Annotated in this window: 7 protein-coding genes and 1 pseudogene; 5 read left to right on the forward strand and 3 right to left on the reverse strand. The window is 48.2% G+C overall.

Annotation, left to right across the window (positions count from 1 at the left end; genetic code table 11):
- Positions 1–73: 73 nt before the first annotated feature.
- Positions 74–4003: an ATP-dependent RNA helicase HrpA gene (hrpA, locus tag D908_RS04580; protein ID WP_005526195.1), complete on the reverse strand. Its 3930-nt coding sequence runs from the start codon at positions 4001–4003 to the stop codon at positions 74–76.
- A 212-nt stretch (positions 4004–4215) separates the two neighbouring features.
- Here hrpA and D908_RS04575 point away from each other — a divergent pair, with 212 nt between their 5' ends.
- The gene (locus D908_RS04575; RefSeq protein ID WP_005518551.1) at positions 4216–4575 is read left to right on the forward strand and encodes a VC1380 family protein; all 360 of its coding nucleotides are present in this window, start codon (positions 4216–4218) and stop codon (positions 4573–4575) included.
- A 42-nt stretch (positions 4576–4617) separates the two neighbouring features.
- Complete coding sequence (locus tag D908_RS04570) at positions 4618–5076, forward strand: tellurite resistance TerB family protein (protein ID WP_000481242.1); 459 nt, start codon at positions 4618–4620, stop codon at positions 5074–5076.
- Between the two features lie 292 nt (positions 5077–5368).
- Here D908_RS04570 and D908_RS04565 read toward each other — a convergent pair whose 3' ends face one another.
- Complete coding sequence (locus tag D908_RS04565; RefSeq protein ID WP_001108810.1) at positions 5369–5899, reverse strand: 3'-5' exonuclease; 531 nt, start codon at positions 5897–5899, stop codon at positions 5369–5371.
- A gap of 17 nt (positions 5900–5916) precedes the next feature.
- On the reverse strand, positions 5917–7494 hold the full coding sequence (locus D908_RS04560) for a sensor domain-containing diguanylate cyclase (RefSeq protein ID WP_005526198.1): 1578 nt from the start codon (positions 7492–7494) through the stop codon (positions 5917–5919).
- 415 nt (positions 7495–7909) lie between these two features.
- Here D908_RS04560 and D908_RS04555 point away from each other — a divergent pair, with 415 nt between their 5' ends.
- The 3 genes and pseudogenes from D908_RS04555 to D908_RS04550 all read left to right on the forward strand — a co-directional run.
- Positions 7910–8542, forward strand: a complete 633-nt coding sequence (locus D908_RS04555; RefSeq protein WP_001017930.1) for a DUF2760 domain-containing protein — start codon at positions 7910–7912, stop codon at positions 8540–8542.
- Positions 8542–10436 (forward strand): annotated as a pseudogene (locus D908_RS0119780) (Hsp70 family protein). Before D908_RS04555 ends, D908_RS0119780 begins: the two are co-directional and overlap by 1 nt.
- Positions 10437–10495: 59 nt before the next feature.
- Positions 10496–12439 (forward strand): Hsp70 family protein (locus D908_RS04550; RefSeq protein ID WP_005526201.1); only part of this gene is annotated, 1944 nt, incomplete at its 3' end.

Consider the following 12439-nt stretch of genomic DNA (forward strand, 5'->3'; position numbering starts at 1 on the left):
CGGTGACGGCGGCCAATCGTTGCCACATTGAGTGCAAATTCCGTCATCTCAGCATGTTAAGCAAAAATTGTACCTAACATGCTTCAATCGCGTTAATAATTCGTTTATCCGACACCGGATACGGCGTACCCAACTGCTGAGCGAAGAAGCTCACACGTAGCTCTTCCAACATCCAGCGGATCTCTTTCACGTTGTCAGGAATCGCCATCCCTTTCGGGATTTTGTTGAGTAGTTCTTTGTATTTGGTCGTGACCGATTCAATTTTCAGCATATGCAGTCGGTCCTTGTTTGGATCGACTGGCAATTTCTCCATCCGGCGCTCAATCGCGCGCATGTAACGCAGAATATCCGGCAGACGCTTCCAACCACATTCGGTCGCAAAGCCACTGAAAATCAGCCCTTCAATTTGCGCTTTCACATCAGAAAGCGCAAACGCCATAGTGAAATCCACCTTGCCTTTCAAACGCTTATTGATGTTGTAAGCAGTCGTCAAAATGGTTTCAACTTGTTTGGCAATCTCCACCACAGTATCACCCAGTTCAGCACGCACATGTTCTTTGAGCGCTTCAAACGCTTGCGGCTCCCACACCATTCCGCCACGTTCTTCAATCAGCTTATCAACCCCACAGGCAATGCAGTCATCAATCAAATCCAGCACTTTGCCATACGGGTTAAAGTACAAGCCAAGTTTAGACTTGTTCGGCAGATTGGCGTGCAGATATTTAATCGGCGATGGTACGTTAAGCAGAATGAGGCGGCGTTGACCCGCACGCATTGCGCCAAGTTGCTCTTGCTCCGTCTCAAACAGTTTGATTTCAACACTGTCTTTCTTATCCACCAAGGCCGGATACGCTTTGACTTCAAAACCGCCGCGTTTTTGTTGATACACTTTCGGCAGTTCGCCAAATGACCACGTATGCAGATCGCGCTGTTCGATATCATCATCCGCGACTTGTGAAAGTGTCTCTTGAACTTTCTCTTTCAAGCTCTCTTTCAACTCATGCAGATCACAGTTTTCATTGAGCTTGCGATTGCGATGATCCACCGCGCGATAAGTAATTTTCAAATGCGATGGTAACTGATCTAGTTTCCAATCTTCACGCAGTACCGTCACACCCGTCATACGGCGCAGCTCTTTTTCTAAAGCATCGAGCAGCGGCATCTCAAACGGTGTCACTCGCGCCAAAAAAGCGTCAGCGTAATTCGGCGCGGGGACGAAATTTTTACGCAGCGTTTTCGGCAACGATTTAATTAAGCTCACCACCAACTCATGACGTAAACCGGGAATTTGCCAGTCAAAGCCGTGTGGCTCGACTTGGTTTAAGATCGGCAACGGAATGTGTACCGTCACACCATCACTGTTTTCACCCGGTTCAAACTGATAACTGAGTTTGAGTTTCAGATTGCCTTGATGCCAGAAGTTCGGGTAATCCAAATCGGTAATGTGGCTGGCATCACCTTTGAACAGCATCTCTTTTTCAAAGCTGAGCAGATCCGGCGTTTTACGGCTGGCGGTTTTCCACCACGCATCAAAATGGCGACCAGACACCACTTCGGTGCCGACACGTTGGTCGTAGAATTGGAACAGTTCTTCATCATCAACCAGAATATCGCGGCGACGAGATTTGTGTTCTAACTCTTCCACTTCTGCCAACAGAGCGCGGTTTTGTTTGAAGAAGGCGTGTTTGGTTTCCCAATCCCCTTCAACCAGCGCGCTGCGAATGAAAATTTCGCGGCTGAGCACAGGATCAATATTGCCATAGTTGACCAAGCGTTTCGGCACAATCGGGATGCCATACAGCATCACCTTTTCATACGCCATCACCGCCGCATTTTTCTTCGACCAATGCGGTTCACTGTAGCTGCGTTTGATCAGATGCTTCGCCAGTGGCTCAATCCAATCTGGTTCGATTTTCGCGACCACGCGTGCCCACAGTTTCGAGGTTTCCACCAGCTCAGCCGACATCACCCACTTCGGTTGCTTTTTAAACAAGCCAGAGGCAGGGAAAATGTTGAAACGCGCATTACGCGCACCGTGGTACTCGTTCTTTTCCTGATCTTTCATACCGATGTGCGACAACAAACCAACCAAGATCGCACTGTGCACCGCATGGTAACTGCCCGGTTCATCATTGAGCTTAAAGCCCATTTCACGGGTCGATTGATGCAGTTGGGTATACACATCCTGCCATTCGCGCACACGCAAATAGTTTAGATAGTCGAGTTTACACTGACGGCGGAACTGGTTACTGGTCAGCGCTTTTTGCTGCTGAGCAATGTAATGCCAAAGGTTCACTAAGGTCAGGAAGTCTGAGTCTTCATGGTTAAAGCGGCGATGTTTGTCATCAGCCGATTGCTGTTTGTCGCTCGGTCTTTCACGCGGATCTTGAATCGACAGCGCGGAAGCAATAATCATCACCTCTTTCAAACAGCCGAATTTAGACGCTTCGAGCACCATGCGCGCCAAACGCGGATCAATCGGCAAACGTGCTAGCTGCTTACCACTTTCAGTGAGGCGCTTTTTCGGGTCTTTGATTTGATCGTTGATCGCGCCCAGCTCTTCGAGCAGACGCACACCATCTTGAACATTACGTTTATCTGGCGCTTCAACAAATGGGAAAGCTTCGATATCGCCCAGCCCAAGCGCCGTCATCTGCAAAATAACCGAGGCTAAGTTGGTACGCAGAATTTCAGGATCAGTAAATTCTGGACGCGACAAGAAATCCTCTTCCGAATAGAGACGGATACAGATCCCCTCTTCGGTACGTCCACAGCGGCCTTTACGTTGGTTGGCACTGGCTTGAGAAACCGGCTCAATCGGCAGACGCTGCACTTTGGTGCGATAGCTGTAACGGCTGATCCGCGCGGTACCCGGGTCGATAACGTATTTGATGCCCGGTACCGTCAGCGAAGTTTCTGCCACGTTGGTGGCCAGCACGATTCGGCGACCTGCATGAGGTTGGAAAATCTTGTTCTGCTCACCGGCCGACAAGCGCGCATACAACGGGACGATTTCCGTATCACGCAGATTGCGTTTTGAAAGTGCATCGGCGGTATCACGAATTTCGCGCTCACCGTTCATGAAGATCAGAATATCGCCCAGACCTTCATCGCACAGCTCATCCACGGCTTGGAAAATCCCTTCCAGTTGGTCGCGATCGCTTTCGCTGTCATCATCACCCGCCAGAGGACGATAACGCACTTCCACCGGATAAGTACGACCAGAGACTTCAATGATCGGCGCATTGCTAAAATGCTTCGAGAAGCGCTCTGGATCGATGGTGGCCGACGTGATGATGACTTTGAGATCGGGACGACGCGGCAAAAGCTGCTTGAGATAACCCAAGATAAAATCGATGTTCAGACTGCGTTCGTGGGCTTCATCGATAATGATGGTGTCGTACTGGTTGAGGAAACGATCGTTTTGGATCTCCGCCAGTAAGATACCATCGGTCATTAATTTGATTTGGGTCTGATCCGAGATTTGGTCTGTAAAGCGAACTTTATAGCCCACAAAGCCGCCGAGCTCGGTTTCCATCTCTTCGGCGATGCGGTTCGCCACTGAGCGTGCAGCAAGACGGCGCGGCTGAGTGTGACCAATCAAACCATATTTACCACGGCCTAATTCTGCGCAAATTTTCGGTAGCTGAGTGGTTTTCCCTGAACCGGTTTCACCCGCCACGATCACGACTTGATGCTGAGCAATCGCCTTCGCAATATCATCGCGTTTTTGGCTGACAGGCAGCAGAGCGGGATACTCGATTTTGGGCATTTGTTGCTTACGCTGCTCCACCACCATCATGGATTGAGCAATATCGAGCGCGATTTCGTCAAACACCGCATTGCGCGCAGATTCATTTTTGATTTTGCTTGCGCCATCAATGCGTTTACTGAAACGAAAACGGTCTTTGATTAGGCACTGTCCGAGCGCCTTCTTTAAACTGGCAGCGCTATTGGCTTTTGGCTGAGCTGCCGAATCGGGTGTTGGCTGTGACGAAGTCAAAGCATTTCCTATTGTTATCTTTCCAAAAAAACTGCGCGGATTGTACCACAGAGTTTTAGCAACACGCCCATGAGAAGATCATCCAAACCTTTTGAGACCCTCAACTTGTCTACAGAAGCATCAGTTAATACCGTCTTACCGAAAAAGAAGCTTCGTTTTCATGACAATTGGCCGCTAAAATGAAAATAGACCCTTTAGGAAACGAAGCAATTGTGAAAGTCTCTGAACTCAAAACTATTTTAAACCAGCTCCCTAACGATCTTGACCCTGATGTAGTGATGGGTGAAGTCTGGCTTCCAGAGCGATTGGTTGAGGCTCAACTCGATGACGAGATGCTGTTTCTAACCTTTGATAATGCCCCTGAAGAGGGAGAAGGTGAAGAAGAAGGGCGTGGCTTTGTCGAGCATGAAATTGAACTGATCCGCGCACAGATTTTGAATATTCTTGCCGATGACAGTGGCCCGAAAACCAAAGCGGAGGCGCTGCTGGCTTTAATTACGCTTGCCCATGAACGAACCAGCTCAGAATTTATCGAAATTTTAGGCTCAATGGTTGAAGAGTTGTCATCCTAACCTCATTGTTTAATCACTGAACTCCAAACCGCAAGGCGAATCATGTTTAACGCAATTACTTCTCTCTTTAAGCAGTTACTTGAAGGCCAAGATTTAGCGAAAAATGCAGCTTCTCCCGAGCTGGCGATCGCTTGTTTACTGACTGAAGTGGCAGGTGCAGATCACCAAATCTCACAGCCTGAGCAGCAAGCTAAATCTGCCCTTCTAAAGCATCTATTGAGTATTGATGATGAAGAAGCGGCTGCTCTATTGGCTCGTGCTGAACAACAGGTGAAGCAGTCCGCGTCTTTGTACGATTTCACTTCGCAGCTACGTAATCTTTCCCAAACACAACGGTTTGAACTCGTCAAAGCGATGTGGGAAGTAGCCAACGCTGATGGCACAATTGACCCATTGGAAGATGCCGTGATTCGCAAAGCCGCCGAGCTGTTGTATGTCGACCATAGTCAATTCATTCGCGCCAAATTAATGGCTGCGGACAAAGACCCACAAGCGGAATAACGCACCAGTTACCTCTTCCCCAAAGTCACTCTTACAGAAAGACAAAAAGCGCGAATTTCGCGCTTTTCTATTAGAGTTTGCTTGAGGCTTTCATCTAGTTTACGGCTCGAAAAAAGGCACTAGAGTGGTGGTGTCATTCGCCAATACAGCACAGCAGCGATACAACTGAGCGCATTCACCAGCCAGCAGACATAAAGGAAGTTTTCCATTCGTGTACTCGGCTTTGTGGACAACCAAACAAAAGCCTAGAACAAAAACCATAGCGTTGCATAACAATTTGCTGAATATCACATTACAGCATGGTTAACGCTAATTTAGCCAAGTTGTAGGCATCCACGTAACCTGAATGCTGACGCCCTTCCCATTCAATACCTTGCGATTCCTGAGCTGCGCGATGGCCAATACGTTTGTCTTTTAAACGATGTTGAATTCGGTACAAAGTGGCGAGGTTGAGAAACTCTTGAAAAGGAACTGGAATGCCTTTTTCTCGGCACTCGTTGATCAAAATAAGATCATCACGTCCCCAAGAAGCATAAATCTTATTCGAGCCGCCAAAGTTCTTAACCATGGATTGCAGCACTTCAACCAGTGGTCGACCCTGCTTCTCAATTTTACGCGGTGTAATTCCGGTGAGTTCGGCACAAAACAGTGAGATTTCATCTTTTTCAGGTTTGACGAAATATTGCGCACGTTTGACGATTTTTCCGGCTGACAGATCGATTTCCGCTAAACCAACTTCAATGATTTCACCCGTGGTTCCCACTCCGTTTTCGTTCCAACAACACATTTCTAAATCGAAGCACACAACACGGTTGTAATTCATTCTTGGCCTTTTTCTGCTTACATAAAGTTGAACATCCTACCTGATTTCACGGCAAAATTCGATTCTGCCTTGCTGCATTGTTCCGCAATCGACACCCGGTTTCGCCCTAAAGTTTTACTAAGATAAAGCTGTGCATCCACACTATGAAGCAATTCGGATTCATTGAGGCCTTCGTTGATGCTCGCTCCAATACTGACTGTCAAAGCGACGCTGCCTTGATTTATCGCCAGCGGATTTCGCTCGACCGTGGCACGAATGGATTCCAGATAGCTCGATAAGGTTTCACGCTCTGCCACGTTAGACAATATGGCAAATTCATCCCCGCCCATGCGCACAAAATGATCGTTAGGTAATAATTTCTGCGTCACCAGATTCACTACATGAACCAGTGCATCATCTCCAACCAAATGTCCATGAGAATCGTTAATCTGTTTAAAGCAGTCAATATCAAAACTCACCAAGGTAAAGGGTTGCCCTGAGTTGAGCATGCTAGAGAGCAAGTTGTTGAAAGAGCGACGATTGTAAATTCCAGTCAAGCTATCATGCTCGGCTAAATAACGCAGTTCTGCAGTACGCTCATCCAGCATCACTTCTAAACGAATTTTTTCTTCAAGTAATAACCGGGTAATGTAGCCCAATAAAAGCGAAATAATCACGCCCCCCAAACTCATACCAAACAGAATCCATTTGTCATTTTGGGTTAATGGCTCTAACAAGCAAAATTTGATCGTCCAGTCACGGTTAGACAAATGTACCCGCTTTTGCATGGGTACACCTTTGCCTTCTTGCCAACCTTCACTTTGATAAAGTATTGGATCGTCCTCAGCATCAAATCCATTATCCACCACTTGAATACGTAGCTGCTGCTCCATAGCGGTTTTTAGAACTAAATTGTCAAAATACACAGAAAGGCGAACTACCCCAATCATCACACCAAGCAGCTCTTGATTTCCTTTATCAAACACGGGGTGATAAACCAACATTCCATCTTTTTTGATTGATCGGTCGATACCATCTTGCAATAACCGGACTTTATCAGAGAGGTTGGCTTTGCCTGTGTTTGTGATGTTGTCGATCACATGTTGAAAACGTTCACGAGAGGAATAGAAACCAAGCAAATCTCGATTCGCTGGCGTTAAAGGGAAAATATCGGAAAGCACATAAACTGGCTCACCATTCAGGATGTAACCGTAGGTTTTTTTGCCATCTTCCGGCACCGTATACAGAGTGAACTCAGGGAATAAAGTGCGGATTTTCTGGGTATATTTAGGTAACTGACTGGCCTCAACTTTGGCCATCCATTGCAAGCCGATCAAACTATTTGAGTCTTTTACCGTTTGCGCAGCAAAAGATTGGAAGTGCTCCCAATCATCCATCGAGGTGGATTGAAAAAAATTGGCCACCGAACCAATAAAATGAACGTCACTCTCAACAACCTGTTGTAACGCCTGAGTTTGTCTATCCGCTAAGTTCTCAAAAATCGTGACGTTGTAGCGTTTTTGTAGTGAATACGCAGTGTAAACAATCAAAGTCGCCATCAACAATGAGGAAAGTAGTACAACATGCGGCAGTATTTCACGAAATCGATGCGGCATTCAGTCCTTCCTAAGTCAAAATTCAGCCCTTTGTTTATCGTGTAATTCGGTTATCGTCAACCATTCGGTACAACAACTTAGACACTATGTGTCGCATTTCTAAAACATCTAGCACGTTATTTGCCAGATCACACATTATGAGTACGAACTTCGCTCAAAACATGGGCAGTTAAACCACAAATCTTATTTTAAAAGGGCTTATCTTCCTCGCATTACGCTTGAATATGGTAACATCCGCCCCTATTTTGAGCTTAGTCTATCACCACAGTTATTGGGTCTATCAGGTACTTTGAGTAGAAAAAAGATCTCTCAAACACCATAAACCAAAAAGTAGTTCATATCTCTGACCTCAATAACATTATATTTTTCCGGTGTCGTGCCTCTGCCACGCTCGGTTTACACAAGAGAATTCATCATGAATATCGACTTAAACCTGATTCCAACCACCTTTGATATGCTCCATGCGGGGCTGGCGGCTTCTTCTCTCCTGCTATTGATTGTTGCTGTTGCTCGCAAAGGCACAGTGACGGAAAAGATCGTAGAAAAACCGGTCGAAAAGATTGTGACGGTTGAAAAGCCTGTAGAAAAAATTATCGAAGTGGAAAAAATCATTGAAGTTGAGAAAGTGGTGGAAAAAGTCGTTGAGGTGGAATCAAAACTCGCGACCGCCTCGACCGATTCAGCACTGCAACTTTTAGCGCTGCTGCAAAAAGAAGCTCGTTTAATCGACTTCTTACAAGAAGAAGTCAGCCAGTTTTCGGATGAAGAAGTGGGCGCAGCAGCTCGCGTGATTCATAGCGGCGGCCAAAAAGTGCTGCGCGAATACCTCACTCTATCGCCAATTCGTAGCGAACAAGAAGAGAGCCGCATTAACGTTGAAGCTGGCTTCAATGCGCAAGAAATTCGCCTGACAGGACAAGTTACCGGCCAAGCGCCATTCGTTGGCACTCTGATCCACAAAGGTTGGCGCGCGGATTCCATCACCCTGCCAAAACTGGCTGACAATTACGACACCTCGATTCTTGCTCCTGCGGAGGTAGAACTGTAATGGAGATGCCAATTCATTCAGCCAAATACAGTGTGGGCATCGACCTTGGTACTACCCACTGCGTACTAGCTTATCAAGATGTACAGAGTGAAGAGAGTCGTGTTGAAGTGATGTCGATTGCGCAAATGACGGCGCCGGGCACAGTAGAAAACCTCAACCAGCTTGGTTCTTTCGTTTATCAGCCGCATGAACATGAAATGGCTACCGCTTCACGCCGTTTGCCTTGGAGCAGTGAACCGACCGCATTGGTAGGCGCGATTGCGCGTAATTTGGGCTCCAAAACCCCGATTCGTTTAGTCGCAAGCGCCAAATCATGGTTATGCCATGCAGGCGTGAATCGTCGCGAAGCCTTTTTGCCATCGGGCAGTCCTGAAGACGTCAGCAAAATTTCTCCACTGCGCGCAACAGAGCTTTATTTAGAGCACTTGCAAGCTGCGTGGGATCACGCTCATCCTGATGCTCCATTGGCAGAGCAAGATGTCACCATTACCGTCCCAGCTTCGTTTGATCCTGCTGCCCGTGATTTAACCGCCGAAGCGGCACGCAATGTCGGTTTGCAGCAATTTACGCTGCTCGAAGAGCCACAAGCAGCACTCTACAGTTGGATTGATAACCGCCATGAGCAATGGCGCAATGAAGTAAACGTAGGCGATGTGGTCTTAGTGATCGATATCGGTGGCGGCACCACTGACCTTTCACTGGTCGAAGTGACCGAAGAAGAAGGTAACCTTGCCCTCAAACGTATTGCCGTTGGCGAACATATTCTGCTCGGTGGCGATAACATGGATCTCGCCCTCGCCTATCGTCTGAAAATGAAATTGGCGCAGGAAGGTAAAGAGCTGCAAATGTGGCAAGTGCAAGCCATGACGCACGCTTGTCGTGATGCGAAAGAAGCACTACTCAGCCAACCGGATTTGGCTGCAGTACCAATCGTGGTACCAAGCCGTGGTTCTAAACTGCTCGGCGCAACACTGAAAACTGAACTGACTCGTGAAGAAGTTCAGCAAACGCTGGTCGATGGTTTCTTCCCTGCGGTGTCTATCAATGAACACCCTCAACAAAAAATGCGCGGCGCACTGACTCAGATGAGTTTGCCTTACGCGCAAGATGCCGGCATTACTCGCCATATCGCCGCATTTTTAAGCAAACAAGCCAACGCGCAAGGCCAAACCGAAAGTCTGCCTTTCGCGATGGCCGGCATTCCGGGTATGGCCGCACCACAAGCCGATTTCATTAAGCCAAGCGCCATTTTGCTTAACGGCGGTGTGCTGAAATCCACTTTGCTTGCCGATCGTTTGCTAGAAACCATCAATGCTTGGCTAACTCAGGCGAATGCGTCTCCTGCCAAATTCCTCACTGGAGTGGATTTGGATCTGGCAGTGGCACGCGGCGCTGCTTACTACGGTGTTGTGCGTCAAGGTCAAGGTGTACGCATCCGTGGTGGTATAGCTTCGGCTTACTATGTCGGGATTGAAAGTGCGATGCCTGCCATTCCAGGCATGTCACCGCCAATGGAAGCGCTCTGTGTTGCTCCATTTGGTATGGAAGAAGCTCAAGCGCGCAAGTCGCGGATCGCCAGTTTGGCCTAGTGATTGGTGAGCCTGTGCACTTCCAATTCTATGGTTCAACCGTACGCCGTGATGATGTCGCGGGTACTCACCTTGTCGATTGGGCAAATGATGAGCTGGAAGATCTGCCCACCATTCAGATCACCTTGCCTGTTTCTGAAGGTCGCCGTGCAGGTGAAGTGGTTCCGGTTACGCTGGCATCACGTGTTACGGAAGTCGGTACGCTCTATCTCGAAGCGATCGCCGCCGATAATGGTCAGAAATGGCATGTGGAATTTGATGTGCGTGACAACCCACAAGACGAGCCTGCACCACAGCAACATTAACAAGACTACAGCGGCATCCTTCGGGGTGCCGCTCATCCTTTATGAATACGAGGTATCGCATGTCATCACCACGTTTTCTGGTTGGCATTGATTTGGGCACGACCAATACCGTGGTCGCCTTTTGTGAACTCAATGATGCGCTTGAACAATCTCCGGTTGAGATTTTCCCTGTTGATCAATTGGTTGGCCCTGGCGAAGTGGTTCGCCGCCCACTTCTTCCTTCTTTCCGCTACCACCCTTCACACGGACAATTCACCGATTCTGATTTAACCCTGCCTTGGGAATCACAACGGGTAAATGGCGATCTGCCCCAAGTGATTATTGGCGAATGGGCTCGCGAGTTAGGCGCAAAAGTAGAAGGCCGACAAGTTTCTAGTGCCAAAAGCTGGCTTTCACATCCGAACGTGGATCGCAGCCAACCCATTTTGCCGTGGGCGGGAGCGCAGGATGTCGAAAAAGTTTCTCCTATCATTGCCAGCGCCAGCTATCTCAACCATATCCGCCAAGCGTGGAATCATCGCCATCCTTTAAACCCGTTAGAACAACAAGAAGTGGTTGTCACCGTTCCTGCTTCATTTGATGAAGGTGCGCGTAAACTGACTCTTGAAGCCGCTCAGCTGGCCGGATTGCCAAAAATCATGCTGCTCGAAGAGCCGCAAGCGGTTTGTTATGACTGGCATCATCGTCACCAAACTCAAGCGAACGATATCTTGCAAGACGTACCGCTGATATTGGTGTGTGACGTGGGCGGCGGTACCACCGATTTAAGCCTGATTGCCGCGCAATTTGATGAGCAAGAAACGCTGCAACTCAACCGGATTGGCGTGGGCGATCATCTTATGCTGGGTGGCGACAACATCGACCTTGCTTTGGCTCACGTAGCCGAAAGCCGTTTCAATCAAAATAAAAAACTCAGCGCTGCGGGTTTATCCAAGCTCATCCAACAAACGCGCCAAGCCAAAGAGAGCCTGCTTTCGGCAAATGCACCTGAACAGATGAAAATCACCTTGTTGGGCAGTGGTTCGAAGTTACTGGGCGGAACCCAAAGTGTGGCGTTACATCGTGATGAAGTACACCGTATTGCACTTGACGGATTTTTCCCGCTGACTGAACAAGACGTGCTACCAGAGAAACGTCGCCGAGCTGTCGTTGAGTTTGGCCTGCCCTATGCGGCCGATCCCGCTGTCAGCAAACACATTGCAGAATTTCTCAGCCATCACCAAGGGGCTGCACAAGGTTCGTTAGCTACTGAAAAAAATAACTCAGCATTACCGACGGGGTTGCTGCTCAATGGTGGTGTGTTTAATAGCGAGTTGATTACTCAACGGCTGATCACACTGCTGAGCGACTGGTTAGGGCGACCCATTACTTTGCTCGATAACCCTCATCCAGATTGGTCTGTCGCTTTGGGCGCGGTGGCGTATGCCAAAGCAAGGCGTGGTGCTCAGCTTAAAATTGGTGGCGGTTCTGCTCGTTCTTATTTCTTGCATTTGCAGGAAAAAAACAAGCTCGGTAAAGCCTTGTGTTTATTGGCCAAAGGCAGCGAAGAAGGACAAGAGATCCGCTTAACCAGTCGCCGTTTTTCACTGACGGTGGGTGAGCCTGTTCGTTTTAATCTGCTAACTTCAACTCACGATCACATCGTGCCCGAACAGAAGGTACAAAATGGTACGCTGCTGCCTATCGATCCCGATAAATTCCAGCCCTTACCGCCTTATGTACTCACCTTGCCCGCTCTCGATGCAGCCCCACTCGCCGCCAATCAGAAGCAGCGAGTCGAGGTGCAACTGGCTTGTCAGTTAACCGAAGTCGGTACTCTGCAAATGGTGTGTGTGAACCCAGAGGATGAAAATCAGCGTTGGCAAGTGGAGTTTGAGATTCGCCAGAACTTGACGAATGAAGACGGATTGAGTGAGAACTCGTCGATTTCTCCCAAGTTGCAGGAAGCCAAAGCGCTGATCAGCAAGATCTACAGCGCCAACAAAACCAATGCCGACCAACAA

The sequence above is a fragment of the Vibrio mimicus CAIM 602 genome (genome assembly GCF_000338875.1).
GTDB classification, from domain to species: domain Bacteria; phylum Pseudomonadota; class Gammaproteobacteria; order Enterobacterales; family Vibrionaceae; genus Vibrio; species Vibrio mimicus.

Coding starts and splice junctions, on each gene's coding strand:
- D908_RS04555 (WP_001017930.1), top strand. CDS start 7,910: ATGAATATCGACTTAAACCTGATTCCAACCACCTTTGATATGCTCCAT.
- D908_RS04570 (WP_000481242.1), top strand. CDS start 4,618: ATGTTTAACGCAATTACTTCTCTCTTTAAGCAGTTACTTGAAGGCCAA.
- D908_RS04565 (WP_001108810.1), bottom strand. CDS start 5,899: ATGAATTACAACCGTGTTGTGTGCTTCGATTTAGAAATGTGTTGTTGG.
- D908_RS04560 (WP_005526198.1), bottom strand. CDS start 7,494: ATGCCGCATCGATTTCGTGAAATACTGCCGCATGTTGTACTACTTTCC.